Raw genomic sequence first — 22412 nt, forward strand, 5'->3', positions numbered from 1 at the left:
CGATACATTACTCACCCGTTCGCCACTCGCCGCCAGACCGAAGTCCGCGCTGCCGTTCGACTTGCATGTGTAAGGCATCCCGCCAGCGTTCAATCTGAGCCAGGATCAAACTCTTCAGTTCGATCTCTGTTTCGTACAACTCAAGGCCCCGATAAATCAGGACCCGAGCTGTCTTTCGCTTAGCGCTCTCAAAGGAAGTGATAGAACCCAGACGATCTTTCAATCATCTGATTCCTGACACTTACTTCTGTGAGCACTTGATTTCTTCGGCCCTGGCTATCCAGATACCCGAACTTTACGCTCGCGCATCGGACCGCTCAGGTGCGCCTACATCCATCAAGCGCCCACACTTATCGGTTGTTTCGTTGTTAAAGAGCAGCCCTGCTTTTTCGCTTTCACCACCGTCGCATCGCGCGGCTTTTGCCTTGCTTTGCGTCGTTGCTGTGTCAGCAGCAGAGAAACGAGATTATGAAGACTTTTTTTGGGGCTGTCAAATCAGGCTGCGCGCTTGTCGAAATATTTTCAGTCCAACCACGCCTTCCAGCACCGCCCCGCCTTCACCATCAAGTCCAGTTCAATTACGCAACTGGAACTGCGTATAGTATCACGCCCTCTCGCCCCACTACAACGCCAGCTCGGTTGTCTCCTTGAGTTTCTGCAGGGCGAAGCTGGAGCGCATATCGATGACCGCGGGATGCTGCATCAAGGTATCCATGGCGAACCGGGAAAAGTGCGCCAGGTCGCGGACCTGGATGCGCAACAGATAGTCCATGTCCCCTGTCATCGCATAGCAGGCCACTACTTCCGGCCAGGTCTGGACATCACGGTGGAAATCCGCCATGGGAGCGTGGCTGGAACCGCTGTGTTTGTTCAAGCGGATCGTCACATAGGCCAGCAGGCCGAAGCCCACCTTTTCGGCATCCACCAGCGCGACGTAGCGGCCGATGTAGCCCTCTTCCTCCAGACGCCGGACGCGCCGCAGGCAGGGACTGGGGGATAGCGACACGCGGTCCGCCAGCTCCTGGTTCGTCAGCCGGCCGTCCCGCTGGAGCTCCGCCAGGATTTTGCGATCCGTCCTATCCAGCGCTTCTGTTGACATTTTCAACCCCAAAAAATTCGATATGCGGCATTTTATTGCCCGATCCGATCAAATCCAGGACATTTTCGCAATCAGATGCTTGGGCAAGTTGCCTACAATTTTTCGGACTCTACTCACACCAAACACCTACAACAGGATGCCCAACATGACTGCAGCCTTCCGCCCCTGGGACAACCCCATGGGTACCGCCGGTTTCGAATTCGTCGAGTACGCGGCGCCCGATCCCGCGGCCCTGCGACGGGTGTTCGAACAGCTTGGGTTCAAGGCGATCGCACGCCATCGCCATAAGGACGTGATCCTGTATCGCCAGGGTGGCGTCAACTTCCTGGTGAACGCCGAGCCGGATTCCTTCGCCCAACGCTTCGCCCGCCTGCACGGCCCGTCCATCTGTGCAATCGCATTCCGGGTCCAGGACGCGGCGGCTGCCTACCGGCGCGCGCTGGAACTGGGCGCGTGGGGCTTCGACTCGCACAGCGGGCCAATGGAGCTGAATATTCCCGCCATCAAGGGCATCGGCGATTCGCTGATCTATCTGGTGGACCGCTGGCGCGGGAAGGAAGGCCATGGCGGCATCGGCGACATCAGCATCTATGACGTCGACTTCGAGCCCATCGACCGGCAGACGGCGGAAAGCGATCTGACCCACGCTGGCGCCGGACTCACGATGGTCGACCACCTGACCCACAACGTGCACAAGGGCCGCATGGCGGAATGGGCGGAATTCTACGAACGCCTGTTCAATTTCCGCGAGGTCCGCTACTTCGATATAGAAGGCCAGGTCACCGGAGTGAAATCGAAGGCGATGACTTCGCCCTGCGGCAATATCCGGATCCCCATCAACGAAGAAGGCACGGAGCAGAAAGGCCAGATTCAAGAGTACCTGGATCTATATCGCGGCGAGGGCATACAGCATATCGCCATGGGTACCGATGACATCTATGCGACGGTGGAGGCCCTGCGCGCGCGCGGCGTGAGCTTCCTGGACACGCCCGATACCTACTATGAGCTGCTCGACCGGCGCATCCCGGATCACGGCGAACAGACCGCGCGACTGGCGAAGAACCGCATATTGCTGGATGGCGCGCCGGGCGGCGGGCTGTTGCTGCAGATCTTCACGGAGAACCAGGTGGGGCCGATCTTCTTCGAGATTATCCAGCGCAAGGGCAATGAAGGGTTCGGCGAAGGCAACTTCAAGGCGCTGTTCGAATCGATCGAACTGGACCAGATGCGGCGCGGGGTGCTGAAGCCGGCGGAGACGGCCAGCAAGGCCTGATATGGCGTGCAGGCGCGGCGCGCGGTGCCGTATCAGGGTTTTTTCTGTTCCGGCGCCAGCGACAGGATCCATTTGGCGATCTCGTGCGCTTCTTCCGGACTGACCTGCGGTTGCGCGGCCATCGACAGCTTGCCCCACCGGTAGCGCCCGCCGCTGCGTATGGAATTGGCCAGGTATTCCTCGGCGTCGGGCTGCCCGGCATAGCGTTGGGCCACGGCGGTGAACGGCGGTCCGACACGAGGCGTGTCGACCTGATGGCAACCCAGGCATATTTTGCTTTTTACCAGGGACTCTCCCACGGTCTGGGCCTGGACGCCGGGCGCCAGCAGCATTCCCAGCGCGGCCACGGCCACGCGACGGCATATCGCCTCAATCTTCAAAAGCATCGGTCACGGCTCCGCGACTGGCGGTACCGGCCAGCTTGCCGAACTTGGCCAGCACGCCGCGCGTATAGCGCGGCTTGGGCGGCGTCCAGGCTTTACGGCGATCGGCCATTTCCTTGTCGCTGATATTCAGTTGCAGCAATAGTTGATGGGCATCGATGGTAACCGAATCGCCCTCCCGGATCAGCGCGATGGGACCGCCCACGAAGGCTTCCGGCGCGACGTGGCCGACCACCATGCCCCAGGTGCCGCCGGAAAACCGTCCATCGGTGATCAGGCCCACGGTTTCACCCAGGCCCTGGCCGACCAGCGCCGAGGTTGGCGAGAGCATCTCGCGCATACCTGGCCCGCCCTTCGGGCCTTCATAGCGGATCACCACGACGTCGCCGTGCACGATCTCGCGAGCCATGATGGCCGCCATGGCTTCGTCTTCGGAATCGAACACCCGCGCCCGTCCCGTCATCACCGGATTCTTCAAGCCCGTGATTTTCGCCACGCAGCCTTCGGGCGCCAGATTGCCCTTCAAGATGGCCAGATGCCCCTGTGCATAAAGCGCCCGGTCTATCGGACGGATCACGTCCTGGCCGGGCGGCGGCGCATCGGGGACGTCGCGCAGCGTTTCCGCGATCGTCTTGCCGGTGATGGTGGGGCAGTCGCCATGCAACAGACCCGCGTTGAGCAGCAGCTTCATGACCTGCGGAATGCCGCCGGCACGATGCAGGTCGGTCGCCACGTAGCGGCCGGAAGGCTTCAGATCACAGATGACGGGGATGCGGCGGCGCATGCGTTCGAAATCGTCGATGGTCCATTCGACTTCCGCCGCGTGCGCGATGGCCAGGAAATGCAGCACGGCGTTGGTGGAGCCGCCGGTCGCCATGATGACGGCCACCGCGTTCTCGATGGAGCGGCGCGTGATCAGATCGCGCGGCCGTATCTGCCGACGCACAGCTTCCACCAGCACGCGGGCGGACTCGGCCGCCGACCCGGTCTTTTCCGCGTCCTCGTTTGCCATGGTGCTGGAATACGGCAAGCTCAGGCCCATCGCTTCGAACGAGGCGCTCATGGTATTGGCGGTGTACATGCCGCCACAGGAGCCCGACCCTGGCACCGAGCACCTTTCGATCTGCTTGAAGTCGGTCTCATCCATGCGGCCCATGGTGTATTCGCCCACGGCCTCGAATACCGAAACGATGGTCAGATCCTGCCCCTTGTAATGCCCTGGCTTGATGGTGCCGCCATAGACGTAGATGGCCGGCACGTTCATGCGGGCCATGGCGATCATGCCCCCGGGCATATTCTTGTCGCAGCCGCCGATGACGACCACGCCGTCCATCCACTGGCCCTGCACGGCCGTCTCGATGCAATCCGCGATGACCTCGCGCGATACCAGCGAGTACTTCATGCCTTCGGTCCCCATGGACATGCCGTCGGAGATCGTGGGCGTGCCGAATATCTGCGGATTCGCGCCCGCCGCGCGCACGGCGTCCACCGCCGCATCCGCCAGACGCTGCAAGCCGCTATTGCAGGGTGTGATCGTGGAATGACCATTGGCCACGCCTATCATGGGCTTGTCGAAGTCGGTTTCGCGATAGCCCAGGGCGTAGTACATGGCGCGATTCGGCGCGCGCGCGACGCCTTGCGTAATATGCCGGGAACGTTCGTTGGCTGCCATGATCTGAGTCCTTGCCAGCACGCTGGCCGTTATCGCGACTATCCAGGGCCGCCGATGCGACGCCGGTCCAAGCGGGAACATCAAGGCCGGTTATGATCGGGCCACCCTGTTTTATACATCCAACCCATGCTGCGCTATCCCCAATTCGATCCCATCGCAATCCGCATCGGGCCGCTGGCCGTACATTGGTATGGACTGATGTACCTGTTTGGCTTCGGATTGGTATATCTGCTTGGGCGCTGGCGCATCGCGCACGGCAAGGTCGCCGGCGCATTCACGGCCCGCGACCTGGAAGACCTGATCTTCTACAGCGTGATCGGCGTGGTGGCGGGTGGGCGGCTGGGTTATGTGCTGTTCTACAAGCCGTCGCATTATTTCGCCCATCCGCTGGAGATCTTCTACTTGTGGGAAGGCGGCATGTCTTTCCACGGCGGATTGTTGGGCGTCATCCTGGTCATGCTGTACTTCGCGCGCAAGCGCGGCATGTCCTTTTTTACGGTCAGCGACTTCATCGCCCCCTTGATTCCCCTGGCCTTGGCCATGGGCCGGCTGGGCAACTTCATCAACGGCGAACTCTGGGGCCGCCCCACCGATGTGCCATGGGCCATGGTGTTCCCGCAAAGCGGCGACGGCATTCCGCGCCATCCCTCGCAGCTGTATGAACTGGGGCTGGAGGGCATCACGCTGTTCATCCTGATGTGGTGGTTCGCCCGCAAGCCCCGCCCCACCGGCCAGGTAAGCGCGCTGTTCCTGATCGGCTATGGAACCTTCCGCTTCCTGGTGGAGTTCACCCGGGAACCCGACAACTTCCTGGGCCTGCTGGCCGGCGGGCTGAGCATGGGCCAGTGGCTGTCGATCCCCATGGTGATCATCGGCGTACTGATGTTCGTCTTTACTGCAAAACGATCGTCCCGTTGATGTCGACGCTGACCGTAACCATGTCGGCCTGCAAGGGAACATCGGCGGCCGGCGCGGGCGCCGGCGCGCCCTTGGCCATCGCCATATAGGCACGCGGCGCGACCGCCCCGACGCCGCCCAGCTCGATTTTCTTCAGGCGGTAGCCGCTGAAGCCGAACGCCGACGCCGCCGCCAGGGCGCGCTCGCGAAAGGCCTGCGCCGCCTGATTCAACAGTTTGCGCTCCACCGCCTCGCGCGCCTTGCGCGACAAGGTAAAGCCGATATTGGAGATCGCGCTCTTGTCGCCCATTTTGGTGGCCAGCGCCGAAGCCGCATCGAAATTGGTCGACTCCAGGACGATGGATCCTTCGCCCTGCCAGCTGACGATCTTGCCCTTGCTATTGCTGTTCGGCCAAACGCGGTAGCTGCCGGTGCGCGCACTGACGTCGGCGTTGCTTTTGGCGGTCTTCATCAGGTCGTCCAGCAGCGCGTTCAGCTTCTTCCCGACCGCGGCCTGGTCGGGGGCCTCGACCTGGGCGCTGACGGTGATCTGGACGGTGTCCTGGCGGACTTCTTCCGTGGCCGCGGCCTGCAGTGTCAGTAGTGGTCCGCCATCATGCCTGTCATCACCGGCATGGGAAGTATTGGTCGCGTTTGCGTCGGCAGCCGGCGCGCCTTGCGCCATAGTCGCGGGCGATACGGCCATGCCGGCACCGCAGGCAAGAACCAGGGCCAGCGCGGCGCGCGTGCGAATATGGGAAAGACGAAATGGCAGCGAGCGATGAAGCATGGGTGTGGGCCTCCTTCTATGACGACCGCACCGGGGATCCGGCGCGAGATCGCGGCACCGCCGATAGGCAGCACGCGGCATCGCCGGATTCTAGGCGATACGCCGCCGCGGATGAGCGAATGAAAGACCTGGAAACGAAGCTGCCTTGCGGGAAGGAGGCTCACCAGCGTCTGCTGGTGTTCAGTGATGCAGGGGGCCGAGCGAACGAAGCCTTGGGCAAAGAGCCTGGGACTTCCGGAGCCGCGCGGACCTGCACAGAAGCAGGCCCGCGGGATAAATGCCCCGCCTGTGCCGTCAGGACCGGCATCTCGAACCGTGAGGTTCAAGGTGGTCGCGATCGGAGGGGCGTCGGGTTCGTCTGACAGAGAGACGATCACACCAGCCCCCACATTCACGCAACCTGTATGCCATAAAGCATAGGTTCAGAGAATGTATGGTCCAGTCACGAACACGGCAGGGACAAACTGAAAAACCGTGGAAGAACAACCAGAACGACGCAGCACACTGATATGGAAGCAGTACCGCGCGGCAACGAAGGCCAGGGAACTACAGCAATTTTTCCTGCCCCGAGAGGGCGTCGTCCAACATCGAATTCATGTCCTCAATTCTACGCTTGAAGTCGCCCACCGCCAACCCACCCAGTGGGCCATCAGGCGCTTTCATCGACAGAAGTTCGCCGGCCACTTGAAGCGCGGCCATCACGGCAATGCGTTCGTTGCTGGATACCTTGCCGGTACCCTGGATGCGCTGCATGAGCTGGTCGACGTGGCGCACGGCGGCCAGCAAGGTAGGCTTTTCCTCTGCCGAGCACGCCATCGAATATTCGCGGCCCAGGATATTTACGTCTACGCGTTCCATACTTTACTGATGCTCCTCGACCGGGGCGCCCGGCAGACGCGCCAGGACGGCATCGATACGTTCGCGCGCCGCCACCGCGGCCACGCGCAAGCGCTGCAGATCGGTTTCACGCGCGCTCAAACGCGTCTGCCACGCGGTTTCCTGCGCGGTGAGCTGGTTTTCCAGTGCCTGGCGCTGCTCCGCGTGCTTTTCGAGCTCGGCCCGCAAGCGGGCTTCGGCTTCCTCCGACTGCGCCAACTTCGCGGCGAGTTCGCTGTCATGCGTCTGCAGGCGCTCCTGCAAAGCCTGCAGGCGAGCTTCCGCTTCGTCGCAATGTTCGCGCAGTTTGCGGGATTCCTGTTCTGCCTGAGCCAGGCGGGATCGCAAGGCATCCCGTTCGCTATGAAGCTGACGGGTGCGTTGCACCAGTTGCCCGATGCGGGCAGCGAGTTGATCGAGGTCTTGCAGCATGGGCGCTATCGTAAACCATTCACCGCCCAGCTACATGGTCATATGCACCATGTGATACCTGGCAATATTTCGCCAGAAGTACCGTTGGCCGTCCCGCCCCGCCCCGCCCCGAGTCACGGGCCGCCTGGAAACGATGGACGCTAGCCGCGGCATCCGCGCGGGCCTATCCCGTGGTGATATAGCCACGGCTCGGCCTGCCCCGCTTTCCCTTGTCTTTCTAATAACTTTCAAAAACCTTTCATTCGCCTGCCAGGGTGCCCGGTTTGTTACGACTTAGGTACCTGCCGGGTTCAATTCTAGGGAAAACCATAGGCATTCAGCCAAATTACAGGGTTTCATCCCTGAAAGCGCTCCATTACCATGGCGCCATTCGCAGACCTGTGAGTTTACTTTCATCAAGCACACTCAAACCTGAAATTAAGCAAACGGCCGGCTGAACGGTTTTTTTATCACATGCTGTATTAGGAGCAGACAATCATGCAGCTACGCAACAAACAGGACTTCTGGTCCGGGGTGATGTTCATCGCCCTCGGGCTGGGATTCGCCTGGCAAGCGACCAGCTACCAAATGGGTACCGCTGCGCGCATGGGCCCGGGATACTTTCCCTTCTGGCTGGGCATCGTCCTGGCGCTGTTGGGCGCGATCGTCCTGATCGGTTCGCTGTCGGCCAAGGCCACCGAAACGCACGTTGACCGGTTCGACTGGCGCATCGCCTTCCTCGTGCTGGGTTCCGTGGTCCTCTACGGCGTCATCCTCCGCTTCCTGGGCGTATATATCTCCGTGTTCCTGCTGGTGGTGATCAGCAGTCTCGCCAGCCATGAATTCAATTGGAAAGTTGCCGCCGCGAACGGCATTTTCCTGGTGGTGTTCGTCTGGCTCGCTTTCATTAAGGGCCTGGGCTTGATCTTCCCGCTGTGGCCGTCCTTCATCGGCGCGAACTAAGGAGTACCGGCCATGGAATTGTTTGACAACCTGATACTGGGTTTCTCGGTGGCGATTTCGCCCGAGAACCTGGCCTACGCCCTGCTGGGCTGCCTGCTGGGCACGCTGATCGGCGTGCTGCCGGGCATCGGCCCCGTGCCGACGATCGCGATGCTGCTGCCGATCACGTATGTGCTGCCGCCCGTCGCGGGCCTGATCATGCTGGCCGGTATTTACTATGGCGCGCAATATGGAGGTTCGACTACCGCCATCCTGGTGGCGCTGCCAGGAGAAACGTCCGCCGTCGTGACGGTGCTGGACGGGCACCAGATGGCGCGTAACGGCCGCGCGGGCGCCGCGCTGGCCATCGCCGCGCTGGGTTCGTTCTTCGCGGGCTGCGTCGCGACCCTGCTGCTGGCCGCCTTCGCGCCCCCGCTGGCCGAAGTCGCCTTCAAGTTCGGTCCCGCCGAATATTTCTCCCTGATGGTGCTGGGCCTGGTGGGCGCCGTGGTGCTGGCGTCGGGCTCGCTGCCCAAGGCGATCGCGATGATCCTGCTGGGCCTGCTGCTGGGCATGGTGGGCACGGACGTCAATTCGGGCGTGGCCCGCTACGACTTCGGCATCCCCGAGCTGCAGGACGGCATCGACTTCGCCATCGTGGCCATGGGCGTGTTCGGCTTTGCCGAAATCATGACCAATCTGGAGCAGAAGGAAAACCGCGTCGACATCACCGACAAGATCGGCAGCCTGTACCCGAACAAGACCGAGTTCAAGGAAGCCTATCCCGCGGTGCTCCGCGGCACGGCCCTGGGTTCGGCCCTGGGCATCCTGCCGGGCGGCGGCGCGGTGCTGTCGTCGTTCGCGTCGTACACGCTGGAAAAGAAGATCTCGCGCAATCCGCAACGCTTCGGCAAGGGCCATCCGGCCGGCCTGGCGGGTCCGGAGTCGGCCAACAACGCCGCGGCGCAGACCTCCTTCATCCCGCTGCTGACCCTGGGTATCCCGGGCAACGCGGTGATGGCGCTGATGGTGGGCGCGATGACCATCCACAACATCCAGCCCGGCCCGCAGGTCATGAGCAGCCACCCCGAGCTGTTCTGGGGCCTGATCGCCTCGATGTGGATCGGCAACCTGATGCTGGTGGTGTTGAACCTGCCGCTGATCGGCCTGTGGGTCAAGCTGCTGAAGGTGCCCTACCGCGTGCTGTTCCCGGCCATCCTGGTGTTCTGCACGATCGGCGTGTATTCGCTGAACTACAACACCTTCGACATCTTCATGACGGCGGCATTCGGCCTGGTGGGCTACGTGTGGTCGAAGCTGAAGTGCGAAGGCGCCCCGCTGCTGCTGGGCCTGGTGCTGGGCCCCATGATGGAAGAAAACTTCCGCCGCGCCTTGCTGCTGTCCCGTGGCGACTTTACGACCTTCGTCACGCGGCCTCTGTCGGCTTCCCTGCTGGCGGCCGCCATCGCCCTGGTGGTGATCGTCGCGCTGCCGTCCATACGGAAGAAGCGCGAAGAGACCTTCGTCGAAGAAGGCTGATTTATCCCTGGCCGGCGCGCGACCCCGCGTCGCGCGCCACCGTTGAAAAGCGCCCCACGGGGCGCTTTTTTCATTGGCAAAATAATATGGTGCAGTGCACACAATCTCTTACGTTAAAGTAGGGGTTTACCCCGTCCTGAACGCCGCTTCGCTCCCCTATGACTTTTGATTGGCAGAATCCCTACAGGACTGCGCGCACCCCCGTTTTCGCGCGCAACATCGTGGCGACCTCACAACCGCTGGCCGCGCAGGCCGGCCTGCGCATCCTTGCCGCCGGCGGCAACGCCGTGGACGCCGCCATTGCGGCCGCCGCGACCCTGACCTTGACCGAACCGGTCAGCAACGGTCTCGGGTCCGACTGTTTCGCCATCGTCTGGGACGGCTCGCGCCTGCATGGCCTGAATGCCTCGGGCACGGCGCCGGGAGGGTGGAGTCCCGACTACTTCAAGCGCAAGCACAATGGCGTGATTCCGATGCGCGGCTGGGACAGCGTGACAGTGCCGGGATGCATTGCGGGCTGGGCGGCGCTGCACGAAAAGCTGGGATCGCTGTCGTTCGAGGACATACTGGCGCCGGCCATTGATTATGCGGAACGCGGCTACGCGATCTCGCCGATCGTGCAGCAGAAGTGGGCGGCACAGGCCGATGTGCTGCAATCGTTGCCCGGCTTCGCCGAACACTTCCTGCCGCGCGGACGCGCGCCCGCCGTGGGCGAACACTTCATCCTGAAGGGCGCCGCCAGCACGCTCAAGCGCATCGCCGCGACCGGCGGCCGCGATTTCTATGAAGGCGAGACCGCGCACAAGCTCGTCGCGCACGCGCAAGCGCACGACGCCGCCATGACGCTGGCCGACCTGCGCGACTACCGGCCGGAATGGGTGACACCGCTGGGCCAGAACTACCGGGGCTATACCCTGCACCAGATCCCGCCGAACGGCCAGGGCATCGCCGCGCTGATCGCGCTGGGCATCCTGCAGAATTTCGATGTGGCGTCGCGCCCCGTCGACCATCCCGAAACGCAGCATCTGCTGATCGAAGCCATGAAACTGGCCTTCGCCGACGTCTACGCGCACGTCGGCGACTCGCGGCATATGTCCTTGTCGCCCGAGCAAATGCTGGCGCCCGACTACCTGGCGGCGCGCGCCAAGCTGATCGATATGCGGCGCGCCAAGCTGTTCACCACGGGCCATGCCCCGGTGGGCGGCACTATCTACCTGACCGCGGCCGACCGCAACGGCATGATGGTCAGCTTCATTCAGTCCAACTACATGGGCTTCGGCTCGGGCGTGGTCGTTCCGGGCACCGGCGTAAGCCTGCAGAATCGCGGTCACGGCTTCACGCTGGAGCCTGGCCATCCCAATATCGTCGGCGGCGGCAAGCGCCCCTTCCACACCATCATCCCGGGCTTCCTGATGAAGGAAGGCGCACCGGTGATGAGTTTCGGCGTCATGGGCGGCAACATGCAGCCACAAGGGCATCTGCAGACCCTGGTGCGCATGCTGGACTTCGGCCAGCAGCCGCAGGCCGCCTGCGATGCGCCGCGCTGGAAATGGAACCATGGCATCTCGGTGGACATCGAGCCCGACATGCCGCAACAGGTACTGGACGCGCTGCGCGCGCGCGGACACTTGCTCGAAGGCCTGGAAGATCCTTACATGGACTTCGGTTCAGGCCAGTTCATCTGGCGCCTGGGCGACCCCGCGGTCGATGGCTACGTGGCCGCGAGCGATAGCCGCCGCGACGGCCTGGCCGCCGGCTTCTAGTGCCAGACCTCATACGCTTCCAGTACCGGACCTATACTCATCAACCCCGCAATCGGAGATCCGCATGGCTTCCATCGGCAGCAAAACCTATGACGCGACACCGTCGAAGAAAGTCGCCTTCCTGGGCCTGGGCGTCATGGGCTTTCCCATGGCAGGACATCTGGCAAAAGCCGGCCATCAGGTGACCGTGTACAACCGCACCGCCGCCAAGTCCGAAGCGTGGGCCAAGGAATTCGGCGGCAAGACCGCCGCCACGCCGCGCCAGGCCGCGGAGGGCGCGGAGATCGTCTTCTGCTGCGTGGGCAACGACGACGACTTGCGCAGCGTGGTACTGGGCGACGACGGCGCCTTCGCGGGCATGGGCAAGGACGCTGTGTTCGTCGACCACACCACCGCGTCGGCGCAGGTCGCGCGCGAGCTCTATGCCGAAGGCCGCCAGCGCGGCGTGCACTTTATCGATGCGCCGGTATCCGGCGGCCAGGCAGGCGCCGTCAATGGCGTGCTGACGGTCATGTGCGGAGGCGAACAGGCCGTGTTCGACCGCATCAAGCCGGTTGCCCAGGTCTTCGGACGAGCCGTCACGCTGGTGGGCGCTCCGGGCGCCGGGCAATTGGCCAAGATGGTCAACCAGATCTGCATCGCGGGCGTCGTGCAGGGACTTTCCGAAGGCATCGCCTTTGGACAGGCCGCGGGGCTGGACATGAAACTGGTCCTGGACGTGATCAGCAAGGGCGCGGCGCAAAGCTGGCAGATGGAAAACCGCGGATCGACCATGGTGGACGACAAGTTCGATTTCGGCTTCGCGGTGAACTGGATGCGCAAGGACCTGGGCCTGGTGCTGGAGGAAGCGCGCGCCAATGGCGCTCGCGTACCGGTGACCGCCCTGGTCGATCAGTTCTACGGCGACGTGCAGAAGCTGGGTGGCGGCCGCTGGGATACGTCCAGCCTGATCAAGCGGCTGCGCGACTGAGGACGCGGCACCGCCTGCGTACGCAGGCGCGGTGCGCGGTCGCCCGCGCCCACCGCGCCCGCGCCCGCGCCGACATGCCGGCCCGCGCCGGGGGCCCGGCCGAGGCACGGGCCTGCCCGCCAGATCAATAGCCGCGCTGCGTGGTGACCACGCCGGAGATATCTTCGCCCCTGGCGAGCCGGCGTATCTTCGCGGAGATCTGCGCGATGGCTTCCGCGCGCAAGGTGCTGGCGGCGATATGCGGCGTGATGTGGACGCGCGGATGCGTCCACAAGGGATGTCCCGCCGGCAGCGGCTCCACGTCGAACACGTCCAGCGTGGCGCCTTCCAGCTTGCCCTCGTCGAGCAAGGCCAGCAGCTCCGCTTCGTTCACATGGCCGCCGCGCCCGACATTGATCAAGTGCGCGCCCGGCATCAGTTGCGACAGGGTACGGCGATCCAGGATGCCGGTCGTCTCCGGCGTCAGCGGCAGCACATTCACGAGTACCCGCGTGCTTTGCAGGAACTCGGGCAACTGAGCGGCGCCGGAGAAAGTCCGCACGCCCTCGACGGTGCGCGGCGAGCGCGACCAGCCCAGCACCGGGTAGTCGAAGGCGGCGATGGATTGCGCCACGCGCGCGCCCATCTCGCCCAGGCCCAGCACGCCCACGGGCCATTGTTCGCGCCGCAGTCCCGGCATGGGCGACCAGCGTCCGGCAGCCTGCTCACGCTCATAGCGGCCGAAACCGCGCGATGCGCGCAGTAGCGCATACAGCGCATATTCCGCCATCTGTACCGCCATCCCGGCGTCTTCCAGGCGCACGATCTGGATGTGCGGTGGCAGATTCATCTGCAGCAGGGCATCCACCCCGGCGCCCAGATTGAACAAGGCTTTCAAACGGGTCTCATGCTCGAACAGGGCTGCGGGCGGTTTCCACACCAGCGCAACATCGGCATTCGACGGCGGACCGGACGGATCCCACACCGAAATCTTGCAGTCCGGCAGCTCGGTCTGCAGGCCGGGAAGCCAATCCGCGGGGTTGTTGTGGGGGCAGGCAAAAAGGACGTGCATGATTCGACGGATGAGGTTGGACCAGGGCCAGACCTTAGCACGCCAGGCGGGCGGATGGACCAAATAAAAACCGCCGCGCCCTTGCGGGCCGCGGCGGCTGTCGTGATGCGCCGACCGAAGATCAGGCGGTCTTGGGCAGCATCGCTTTGTCGCGCTTCCTGAACTTGCGGCGCGCGTGGGCAATGATCTGAACCAGGATCAGCAGCGCCGAGATACCGACGAACCAGGCGCTGATCGGACGCTGCAGGAAAATCATCATGTCGCCGCGCGACAGCAGCAGCGCGCGACGGAAGTTTTCTTCCACCATCGGCCCGAGCACGAAGCCCAGCAGAATCGGCGCGACGGAGAAATCGAGCAGCATGAAGACCGCGCCGATGACGCCGAAGGCCAGTGCTTCCCAGATCTGGAACAGGCTGTTCTGCGTACTGAACACGCCCACCGCGATGAAGAACAGCGCGGACGGGAACAGATAGCGGTAAGGCACTTGCAGCAGCTTGACCCAGATGCCGATCAGCGGCACGTTCAGGATGACCAGCAGCACGTTGCCGACCCAGAAGCTGGCGATGAGGCCCCAGAAGATGTCCGGATGCTCGGTGATCAGCTGCGGGCCGGGCTGGATACCCTGGATCAGCAGGCCGCCCAGGATCAGCGCCATCACCGCGTCACCGGGGATGCCCAGACTCATCGTGGGGATGAAGTCGACCTGCGTCTTCGAGTGCGAAGCGGCTTCCGGCGACGCCACGCCAGCCAGCATGCCGGTGCCGAAGCGTTCCGGCGTCCTGGAGATCTTGCGTTCCAGGGCATAGGCGATGAAGGTGGTGATGGTCGGGCCGGTGCCGGGCATGGCGCCGAATATCGTGCCCACCAGCGTACCGCGCACCAGCGGCAGGAAGGATTGCTTGAGCTCCTTGGCCGACGGACGCATATCGCGCAGGCGCAGTTTGGCGCCCGTGCCGATGATGGTCATGCGGTTGACGCTCATGATGAAGTCGGCGACGCCGAACAGGCCCATGGCGATGGCCACCAGTTCCAACCCGTCGGAGAGGTCCAGGATGCCGAACGACAGACGGATGGTGCCCGTGTTGACGTCCGTACCGACCACGCCGCACAGCAGGCCGAACAAAGTCATGCAGATGCCCTTCAGGGGCGAACCGCGCGACATCGTCGAACCGGCGATCAGGCCCAGCAGCATGATGGAAAAGATTTCCGTCGGGCCGAACTTGAAGGCGATTTCCACCAGCAGCGGCGAGAAGAAAATCATCACCAGAATGCCGACCGACGCCGCGAAGAACGACGCGATCATGGTGATGCCCAGCGCCGTGCCGCCCTTGCCCTGCTTGGTGAGCGGATAACCGTCCAGACACGTCACCGCGTGCGGCGGGTGCGAAGGCAGGTTCAACAGGATGGCGCCGATGGCGCCGCCGTATTGCGAGCCATAGAAGATACCCGCCAGCATCATGATCGCGGGGACCGGATGCATGACGTAGGTCAGCGGCAGCAGGATTGAAATGGCCGACAGGGCGCCCATGCCGGGCAACACGCCGATGAGGTTGCCCACCAGCACGCCGAAGAACGACCACATCAGGTTATGCGGTTCGAAGGCAACGCCAAAACCGAACCAGAGATCAGTTAGTGCTTGATGCATGGCGTATCAACCCCACTGGAACAGCGGCAGCTGCAGTTGCAGCGCCCACCAGAACACGATCACGGCGATCACCACCATGCCTAACGAAAGAACCAAGGCCTGCTTCACCGTGTTCTTGCGGTCGCCCAGCGCCGATATGAAGGTGATGGCGAACGTCGCGGGCAGCAGCCCGCCGTAATGGCCAAGGAAAATGAAAGCCAGGATGCCGAGGATGATGCAGATGGTGCCGCGCATGTCGGGCATGCCCGTGGGATGCGACGACGGTACGTGCGTCCCTGCGCCTTCTTCTTTTTCTTTTGCGCCGGTCTTGCCGCCGATGGCGATCAAAACCCCTGTGAATGCCAACAATCCCCCCACCGCTGCCGGAAAGAAACCGGGCCCCATATGGCTAAGCGTACCGATCTGATAATTCAGACCACCGTATATCGACCCCAGGCCGATCAGGACCATCAGCGCACCGCCGTAGTAGTCCTTGTTGTATTTTTTCAGTGTTTCCACTGCATTCCTCCGTGTACTAGGCTTACACCAGCCTTTATAGGAAACGCTCAGGGTGAGCGCACCCCTCTCACAAAGCACCGTGAGCCTGGAGGGCAGAATAAGGAGGGAAGCTGCTAATCCGCTTTCTTTAGACTGTCGGGTTCCTGAATCCCAGGGTTATCCCCTAACAGAGGTATCCATAGGATGGCGCAGAGGCCAACGCCGCCTTGGGCGTTGGTTTCACCGTCGGCCAGAACGATGTCGCCGCCGTTGCGGCGGGCATAGGCTTGCGCGATGGCCAGGCCCAGCCCCGAGCCTGAAGTCGGAGCGCCGGCGGCTTCTACGCCGGCGCGATCGAAGCGCGCAAAGGCGCGCGCGCGCAGCGCCGGATTGAGTCCCGGCCCGTTGTCCGATACGCGCACTTCCACGCGCGTGGCCTCGCGCACCACCGACACCGTGATGCGCGCGCCGCGCGGCGCGTAGTTCACCGCATTGTGGACCAGGTTGGCGATGGCTTCGTGCAGTTCGACCTCGGAACCGGCCACGGGAGCCGCCGGGCCTGTCATACCGCTTTCATCGGCATCGCCACGCGCATCGCTCCAACCGAGGTCCTGCTGTTTTTCGTGCGCGAGGGGCAGATATTGCAGTACGACCTCGCGCGCGACGTCATTCAGATCGAGCACGCGCTGGGGCGCTTCACGGCCCTGGCTTGCATGCGCGAGCTGCAGCAATTGCTCCGTCAGCCGGCGAGTGCGTCCGAGCTGCGCGACGATGGCGCGCAGACCATCGCGGATCAGCGCGGGATCGCGTTCCCGCAAGGCGTATTGCGCCTGTGTCGACATGATGGCGAGCGGCGTGCGCAGCTGATGCGAGGCATCGTCCAGGAATCGCGATTGTTCTTCCAGCATGTGCCGGTGCCGGGCGATGTGGTGGTTGACGGCTTCCACCAGGGGCGCGACTTCCGACGGGACACGGCTGGCGTCGAGCGGCGTCAGGTCATCGGCCGAGCGCGCGCGGATTTCGTTGCGCAACCTGGCCAGCGGGCGCAGGGCCCATGCCACGCCCCACCACACCATCAACACCACCAGCGCCAGCATGCGGCCGTCGCGCAGCAGTTCTTTGCGGCGCGCGGCGTCTTCCGCCTCGATCCGTTTGCCGGTGCTTTCGCCCACCAGTATCAGGACCTGGCGATGGGTGCCGTGGTAGTAGAGGTCGCGCACCAGGGCAACCATGCGGACGGGATCGTTGCGGTAGGCGCCGTCATAGAACATGGGCTGGCCGTCGCTGCGCGGCCAGACAGGCGGACGGGGGATGTCCGGCATGCCGAGCAAGGCGACGCCGGGGGCCGCCGGCGCCCTGCCGGAGGGCTGTGGCGGGTCGATTTCTTCGATCCGGAAATATTTGCGCAGGCCGGCGCGGGATTCGAGCATGACCTGGGCATATAACGGCGTGACCACCTGCAGCGCGCCGTCGGGCGTGAATTCGATGCTGCTTTCGAGTACGCGCGCCGGCTCGAGCAGCGCGCTGTCGTAGGCATCGTTGGTGATGTCGGCCAGGGTCTGGTAATCGTTATAGCTGTCGATGACCAGCAACGCGATGACACCCGGCAGCAGCAGCGTGATAAGCAGCGCGCGGATGCCGACCCGCGAATACCATGGCCGGCCGGGGTCGCGCGTACTCGACACGCTGCGCGGCGAGGGATGCGCGGACACGGCAGGAACCGGGCCTTTCAAGCGTCCGCGGATTCAGATGCGCTGGCCACGCTTTCGAGCATATAGCCGAGGCCGCGCACGGTAACGATGCGGATGTCGCTGCCCGCCAGTTTCTTGCGCAGGCGATGCAGGACGACTTCGATGGCGTCGGGATTGGCTTCGCTATCGTGGTTGAAGACCTTGCCGAACAGCTGCGATTTGTCGACAGGGTAGCCGCTGCGTGTCAGGAGCGCGGCCAGGGCCGCGTGTTCACGCGGCGTCAGGAATAGCAGCGAGCCGTCCAGGGTGAAGGCCCGGCTTTCGCTGTCATAGGACAGCGAACCGCACTGCAGGCGCGGGTGCTGCCGCCCCCGGCTGCGCCGCACCAAGGCGGTCAGACGCGCTTCCAGTTCTTCCAGCGCGAAGGGCTTGGTCAGGAAATCGTCGGCGCCCAGGTTCAAGCCGCGCACGCGGTCCTGCAGGGCGCCCTGGGCTGTCAGTACCAGCACGGGCGTACGGTCGTCGCGGTTGCGCATTTCGCGTAATACCACCAGGCCGTGCTTGTCCGGCAGGCGCAGGTCCATGACGATCGCGTCATATTCGGTGCCCGCCATGAAGGCTTCCGCCGTGCGCGCGTCGGGCGCGTGGTCCGGCACGAAGCCGCTCTGGGCCAGCGCGCGCACCAGCCAGGACGCCATGTCCCTTTCGTCTTCAACCAGCAATATGCGCATGGCCGTCAGGCCCTCCCGCCAGATTCTCGGCCGCGCGCTGACCGTGCACCCGTTGGCGCAGGTAGCGGGTTTCGTGATGCCGCCTGAACAGGATAGCCGAGAGCTCGTTCAGGGCCTGCGTGTAGACATCCCGCTTGAATTCGATGACGGCATCCAGCGGAACCCAGTATTGGCTCCAGCGCCATGCGTCGAATTCCGGGTGCTGCGTGGCGCGCAGGCAGACGTCGCTGTCACGCCCCACCAGCCTGAGCAGGAACCAGATCTGCTTCTGGCCTTTGTAATGGCCGCGCCATTCCCGCCGGACGAAATGATCCGGGACGTTGTAGCGCAGCCAATCGCGTGTGCGCCCCAAAATGCGGACATGCTCGGGCTTCAAGCCCACTTCTTCATGGAGTTCGCGATACATGGCCTGCACCGGGCTTTCGCCGTACTTGATGCCGCCCTGCGGAAACTGCCAGGCATGTTCCCTGATCCGCTTGCCCCAAAAGACCTCGTTTCTGGTGTTGACGAGAATGATGCCGACATTGGGACGGTAGCCTTCGCGGTCCAGCATGGGCCACCCCCACCAAATTCAATACAATTACGCCTGATTATACGTACCTGCCGCCTCCTGGAAACCATGCGCGCCTCCAACTACCACATCAATACACTCAAAGAAGCGCCCGCCGAGGCCGAAATCGTCAGCCACCGCCTTATGACCCGGGCCGGCATGATCCGCAAGCTGGCGGGTGGGATTTATACCTATATGCCGCTAGGGCTTAAGGTGATCCGCAAGATCGAGAGGATCGTCCGGGAGGAAATGAACGCCGCCGGCGCCATCGAGCTGCTGATGCCGGTGGTCCAGCCAGCCGAGCTCTGGCAGGAATCCGGGCGCTGGGTCCAGTACGGACCGGAACTGCTGCGCATCAAGGACAGGCACGACCGCGACTTCGTGCTGCAACCGACGTCCGAAGAGGTGATCACCGACATCGCCCGCAATGAAATCCACAGCTGGCGCCAGCTGCCGGTGAATTTCTATCACATCCAGACCAAATTCCGGGACGAGCGGCGCCCCCGCTTCGGCCTGATGCGCGGGCGCGAATTCACGATGAAGGACGCCTACTCCTTCGATCGCGACGAAGCCGGCGCCCAGCGCAGCTATGACGCCATGTACGACGCCTACATGCGGATCTTCGGCCGGCTTGGGCTGGAATTCCGTGCCGTGGCCGCGGATACCGGCTCCATCGGCGGCAGCCGCAGCCATGAATTCCAGGTAATCGCGGAGACGGGCGAAGACCTGCTGGTCTACAACCCCGAGACCCAGTACGCGGCCAACATCGAGCTGGCCGAAGCGGCGCCGCTGCTGGCCCAGCGCCAGGCGCCGGGCCAGGCGCTGGAAGCCGTCCCGACCCCGGGGGCGGCCAAGTGCGAGGAAGTGGCGGCGCAACTGGGCATTCCCTTGGAAACGACGGTGAAGTCCATAGTCCTGGCCACCGAACCCAAACCCGGCCAGGTGCGGATCTGGCTGCTGCTGCTGCGCGGCGACCATGTGCTGAACGAGATCAAGAGCGCCAAGGTGCCCGGCCTGGACCAAGGCTACCGCTTCGCGACCGAAGACGAGATCGTCGACCATTTCGGCTGCAAACCCGGCTATCTTGGCCCGATCAATACCCAAAAGCCCGTCACCGTGGTGGCCGACCGCACGGTCGCGAACATGGCGGATTTCGTGTGCGGCGCCAATCGCGAGGACTTCCATTACGTCGGCGTCAACTGGGGCCGCGATCTGCCCGAACCGGCGCACGTGGCCGATCTGCGCAATGTGGTGGCCGGCGACCCGGCGCCGGACGGCAAAGGCACGCTGGCCATCCAGCGCGGCATCGAGGTCGGCCACGTGTTCTACCTGGGGACCAAGTACTCGTCGGCCTTGAAGGCGACCTACCTGGACGAGACCGGCAAGCCCGCCTTGCTGGAAATGGGCTGCTACGGCATCGGCGTGACGCGTATCGCCGCGGCCGCGATCGAGCAGAACCACGATGAACGCGGCATCATCTGGCCGCGCGCCCTCGCCCCCTTCGAAGTGGTGATTTGCCCAGTGGGATGGGGCAAAAGTGAAACTGTTCGTAACACGGCGGAAGCACTTTATAACTCGCTGCGCGAGCGGGGCATAGACGTGATTCTTGATGACCGTGATGCTCGGCCGGGCGTCATGTTTGCTGAATGGGAGCTGATCGGCGCTCCCCTGCGCGTAACAGTTGGAGAACGCGGCCTGAAAGACGGTGTGGTCGAATTGCAGGCCCGCCGCGAAGCCAGCGCCAGTACGGTGCCGGCCGACCAGGCGCTGGAGCAAGTACTGGCCAAGCTGGAAAACCTTTGACCCCCTCGTTGTCCCCGCAGCGCTCCCTGGAATCGACCCTCGACATCCGTGTGTATTACGAAGACACGGATGCCGGCGGCGTCGTTTTCTATGCCAATTATCTGAAGTTCATGGAGCGCGGCCGGACCGAATGGCTGCGCGCGCTGGGTTTTGAACAATCCAGCATGGCGCAGGCATGCGGTCGGATCTTCGTGGTGTCCGCGCTGGACATGGCCTACCGCAAACCCGCCCGTCTGGACGACGTGCTTACCATACGTTCGCGTGTAACACGACTGGGCCGGGCTTCGATACACTTCGCGCAGCGGGCGGAACGCAGCGGGGAACTGCTGGCCGAGGGCAACATCCAAGTGTGCTGCGTGGATGCGGCGACTCTGCGGCCCGCGGCACTGCCTCCGGGATTGCGCGCAACACTCGATTCTATTCAGGGATAAAAATGCAAGTCTCCAACGACCTGTCGTTGTTCGCACTGATCGCACATGCGAGCGTGCCGGTCCAATTGATCATGCTCCTGCTCCTGGGCATTTCCATCATGTCCTGGACGTACATCTTCGCCAAACGCCTGGCTATCAGAAGGGCCCATCAGCAGACACGCCGTTTCGAAGACGACTTCTGGTCGGGTGGCGACCTGTCCATGCTGCAGCAGGCCGTGGCCAACCGCCGCGCCGAACAAGGCGCCCTGGCGCGGATTTTCGATGCCGGCATGACGGAATTCCTGAAAGCGCGCCGCGCCGCCGCCAATGACGCCAATGCCGTCCTGGACGGCGCCCGCCGCGCCATGCGCGCCGCCTACCAGCGCGAAATGGATGCGCTGGAGTCCCATCTGAACTTCCTGGCGTCCGCCGGTTCGGTCAGCCCTTACATCGGGCTGCTGGGCACGGTATGGGGGATCATGCACGCCTTCATCGGCCTTTCCAATATGCAGCAGGCCACGCTGGCGTCGGTCGCGCCCGGTATTGCCGAAGCCCTGATCGCCACCGCCATCGGCCTGTTCGCGGCCATCCCGGCGGTGGTGGCCTACAACCGCTTCACCAACGATATCGACCGCCTGTCCATCCGCTTCGACAGCTTCGTCGATGAGTTCCTGAATATTCTGCAACGGCAGGTGCGCTGATGCCTTCGGTACGATCGAGCGGCCGCTCCAGCCGCCGCATGAAAGCCGACATCAACGTCGTTCCCTATATCGACGTGATGCTGGTCCTGCTGGTGATCTTCATGGTCACCGCGCCTCTTATCACGCCCGGATTGATCAATCTGCCCTCGGTGGGCCAGGCGTCCGACGTCCCGGTCAAGCCGCTGGAAGTGCAGATTTCCCAAAACGGCGATATCGCGCTGCGCATGCGCGAGCCCGGCGCCAATCCGGAAAACATCGGCCGTTCGGAATTGGTCAGCCAGGTCCGCGCGCGCATCACGGCGGATACCCCGGTGGTCATCGCGGCCGACGGCAAGGTGCCGTACGAATCCGTCGTGAAAGTCATGGACGAACTGCGTACGAACGGCGTGACGCGGCTGGGCCTGCTGGTCGACCAGCAATCCTCCACGGGCGCCGCCGCGGCCGCGGCGGGACAGCCGCAGCCGCGCCCCGCCGCGCCCAAGCGCTGATCGGCGCCTTATCCATTCGATTCGATGACGCCTCCTCTGATCAAGCACTCCAGCCGCGCGCCCGAAGCACCGCCAGCGCAAGACAATCGGAAAGCGTTCGGCTTAGCCGTACTGGTCCACGCCATTCTGGTCCTGGTACTGGTGCTCGGCGTAAATTGGCGCACGGAAAATCCGGGGCCGGTCCAGGTCCAGCTCTGGGCCAACGGCGATTCCCCGGTTTCTCCGCCCCCGCAGCCCCAGCCGCAACCGC

The 22412-nt window shown here is 63.6% G+C and carries 22 protein-coding genes, 1 rRNA gene, 1 other RNA gene and 1 pseudogene; 11 read left to right on the forward strand and 14 right to left on the reverse strand.

Annotation, left to right across the window (positions count from 1 at the left end):
- Both ACNA0R_RS26750 and ACNA0R_RS26755 read right to left on the reverse strand, forming a co-directional pair.
- Positions 1 to 121: ribosomal RNA gene (locus ACNA0R_RS26750) — 16S ribosomal RNA — on the reverse strand; the annotation flags it as partial.
- Positions 122 to 622: 501 nt separating this feature from the next.
- Complete coding sequence (locus ACNA0R_RS26755) at positions 623 to 1099, reverse strand: Lrp/AsnC family transcriptional regulator (RefSeq protein ID WP_415829117.1); 477 nt, start codon at positions 1097 to 1099, stop codon at positions 623 to 625.
- Positions 1100 to 1244: 145 nt separating this feature from the next.
- On the opposite strand from ACNA0R_RS26755, the gene hppD reads away from it, so the two are divergent.
- On the forward strand, positions 1245 to 2372 hold the full coding sequence (gene hppD, locus ACNA0R_RS26760) for a 4-hydroxyphenylpyruvate dioxygenase (RefSeq protein ID WP_415829118.1): 1128 nt from the start codon (positions 1245 to 1247) through the stop codon (positions 2370 to 2372).
- A 32-nt stretch (positions 2373 to 2404) separates the two neighbouring features.
- Here the strand turns inward: hppD and ACNA0R_RS26765 are convergent, their stop codons facing one another.
- Together ACNA0R_RS26765 and ilvD are read right to left on the reverse strand one after the other, a co-directional pair.
- The gene (locus ACNA0R_RS26765) at positions 2405 to 2758 is read right to left on the reverse strand and encodes a c-type cytochrome (RefSeq protein WP_415829119.1); all 354 of its coding nucleotides are present in this window, start codon (positions 2756 to 2758) and stop codon (positions 2405 to 2407) included.
- The gene (gene ilvD / locus ACNA0R_RS26770) at positions 2742 to 4427 is read right to left on the reverse strand and encodes a dihydroxy-acid dehydratase (protein WP_415829120.1); all 1686 of its coding nucleotides are present in this window, start codon (positions 4425 to 4427) and stop codon (positions 2742 to 2744) included. The genes ACNA0R_RS26765 and ilvD overlap by 17 nt, the downstream gene beginning before the upstream one ends.
- Before the next feature lie 126 nt (positions 4428 to 4553).
- Here ilvD and lgt point away from each other — a divergent pair, with 126 nt between their 5' ends.
- Positions 4554 to 5345 (forward strand): prolipoprotein diacylglyceryl transferase, encoded by a 792-nt coding sequence (lgt, locus tag ACNA0R_RS26775; protein ID WP_415829121.1) that lies wholly within the window; start codon positions 4554 to 4556, stop codon positions 5343 to 5345.
- Here lgt and ACNA0R_RS26780 read toward each other — a convergent pair.
- The 4 genes from ACNA0R_RS26780 to ACNA0R_RS26795 form a co-directional block, all read right to left on the reverse strand.
- Entirely contained in the window at positions 5320 to 6030 is a 711-nt protein-coding gene (locus tag ACNA0R_RS26780) for an SIMPL domain-containing protein (protein WP_415829131.1), read from the reverse strand. The genes lgt and ACNA0R_RS26780 overlap by 26 nt on opposite strands.
- A gap of 359 nt (positions 6031 to 6389) precedes the next feature.
- Positions 6390 to 6577, reverse strand: a non-coding RNA gene (ssrS, locus tag ACNA0R_RS26785) — 6S RNA.
- Positions 6578 to 6660: 83 nt separating this feature from the next.
- Positions 6661 to 6972 carry a cell division protein ZapA gene (locus ACNA0R_RS26790; RefSeq protein WP_094848746.1) on the reverse strand — a complete coding sequence of 104 codons (312 nt, stop codon included), beginning with the start codon at positions 6970 to 6972 and terminating at the stop codon, positions 6661 to 6663.
- A 3-nt stretch (positions 6973 to 6975) separates the two neighbouring features.
- Positions 6976 to 7422 (reverse strand): hypothetical protein, encoded by a 447-nt coding sequence (locus ACNA0R_RS26795; RefSeq protein WP_415829122.1) that lies wholly within the window; start codon positions 7420 to 7422, stop codon positions 6976 to 6978.
- A gap of 477 nt (positions 7423 to 7899) precedes the next feature.
- Between ACNA0R_RS26795 and ACNA0R_RS26800 the strand changes: the two genes are divergently transcribed.
- From ACNA0R_RS26800 to ACNA0R_RS26815, 4 genes are all read left to right on the forward strand, one after another.
- Positions 7900 to 8364, forward strand: a complete 465-nt coding sequence (locus ACNA0R_RS26800) for a tripartite tricarboxylate transporter TctB family protein (RefSeq protein ID WP_415829123.1) — start codon at positions 7900 to 7902, stop codon at positions 8362 to 8364.
- A 12-nt stretch (positions 8365 to 8376) separates the two neighbouring features.
- On the forward strand, positions 8377 to 9882 hold the full coding sequence (locus ACNA0R_RS26805) for a tripartite tricarboxylate transporter permease (RefSeq protein ID WP_415829124.1): 1506 nt from the start codon (positions 8377 to 8379) through the stop codon (positions 9880 to 9882).
- A 158-nt stretch (positions 9883 to 10040) separates the two neighbouring features.
- Complete coding sequence (locus ACNA0R_RS26810) at positions 10041 to 11645, forward strand: gamma-glutamyltransferase family protein (protein WP_415829125.1); 1605 nt, start codon at positions 10041 to 10043, stop codon at positions 11643 to 11645.
- A gap of 64 nt (positions 11646 to 11709) precedes the next feature.
- Positions 11710 to 12615, forward strand: coding sequence for an NAD(P)-dependent oxidoreductase (locus ACNA0R_RS26815; RefSeq protein WP_415829126.1), 906 nt, complete (start codon positions 11710 to 11712; stop codon positions 12613 to 12615).
- Between the two features lie 124 nt (positions 12616 to 12739).
- On the opposite strand, the gene ACNA0R_RS26820 is transcribed toward ACNA0R_RS26815, so the two are convergent.
- From ACNA0R_RS26820 to ACNA0R_RS26845, 6 genes are all read right to left on the reverse strand, one after another.
- Entirely contained in the window at positions 12740 to 13666 is a 927-nt protein-coding gene (locus ACNA0R_RS26820) for a 2-hydroxyacid dehydrogenase (protein WP_415829127.1), read from the reverse strand.
- Between the two features lie 121 nt (positions 13667 to 13787).
- A complete protein-coding gene (locus ACNA0R_RS26825) occupies positions 13788 to 15311 on the reverse strand; it encodes a tripartite tricarboxylate transporter permease (RefSeq protein WP_415829128.1) in 1524 nt (507 codons plus the stop codon).
- 6 nt (positions 15312 to 15317) lie between these two features.
- Complete coding sequence (locus ACNA0R_RS26830) at positions 15318 to 15761, reverse strand: tripartite tricarboxylate transporter TctB family protein (protein WP_415829132.1); 444 nt, start codon at positions 15759 to 15761, stop codon at positions 15318 to 15320.
- Between the two features lie 161 nt (positions 15762 to 15922).
- On the reverse strand, positions 15923 to 17473 hold the full coding sequence (locus ACNA0R_RS26835; RefSeq protein WP_415829133.1) for a sensor histidine kinase: 1551 nt from the start codon (positions 17471 to 17473) through the stop codon (positions 15923 to 15925).
- Positions 17474 to 17517: 44 nt separating this feature from the next.
- Positions 17518 to 18210, reverse strand: a complete 693-nt coding sequence (locus ACNA0R_RS26840; RefSeq protein ID WP_086066667.1) for a response regulator — start codon at positions 18208 to 18210, stop codon at positions 17518 to 17520.
- Positions 18191 to 18763: an RNA pyrophosphohydrolase gene (locus ACNA0R_RS26845; RefSeq protein WP_086066668.1), complete on the reverse strand. Its 573-nt coding sequence runs from the start codon at positions 18761 to 18763 to the stop codon at positions 18191 to 18193. The genes ACNA0R_RS26840 and ACNA0R_RS26845 overlap by 20 nt, the downstream gene beginning before the upstream one ends.
- A 66-nt stretch (positions 18764 to 18829) precedes the next feature.
- Between ACNA0R_RS26845 and ACNA0R_RS26850 the strand changes: the two genes are divergently transcribed.
- The 5 genes and pseudogenes from ACNA0R_RS26850 to ACNA0R_RS26870 form a co-directional block, all read left to right on the forward strand.
- Complete coding sequence (locus ACNA0R_RS26850; protein WP_415829129.1) at positions 18830 to 20563, forward strand: proline--tRNA ligase; 1734 nt, start codon at positions 18830 to 18832, stop codon at positions 20561 to 20563.
- An 8-nt stretch (positions 20564 to 20571) separates the two neighbouring features.
- On the forward strand, positions 20572 to 20994 hold the full coding sequence (ybgC, locus tag ACNA0R_RS26855; protein ID WP_415829134.1) for a tol-pal system-associated acyl-CoA thioesterase: 423 nt from the start codon (positions 20572 to 20574) through the stop codon (positions 20992 to 20994).
- 2 nt (positions 20995 to 20996) lie between these two features.
- On the forward strand, positions 20997 to 21674 hold the full coding sequence (gene tolQ / locus ACNA0R_RS26860) for a protein TolQ (protein ID WP_086066670.1): 678 nt from the start codon (positions 20997 to 20999) through the stop codon (positions 21672 to 21674).
- On the forward strand, positions 21674 to 22162 hold the full coding sequence (gene tolR / locus ACNA0R_RS26865; RefSeq protein WP_415829130.1) for a protein TolR: 489 nt from the start codon (positions 21674 to 21676) through the stop codon (positions 22160 to 22162). Before tolQ ends, tolR begins: the two co-directional genes overlap by 1 nt.
- Positions 22163 to 22186: 24 nt before the next feature.
- Positions 22187 to 22412 (forward strand): annotated as a pseudogene (locus ACNA0R_RS26870) (cell envelope integrity protein TolA); the annotation flags it as partial.

Origin of the sequence: Bordetella sputigena (assembly GCF_965137885.1) — a bacterium.
GTDB lineage: Bacteria > Pseudomonadota > Gammaproteobacteria > Burkholderiales > Burkholderiaceae_B > Bordetella_C > Bordetella_C sputigena.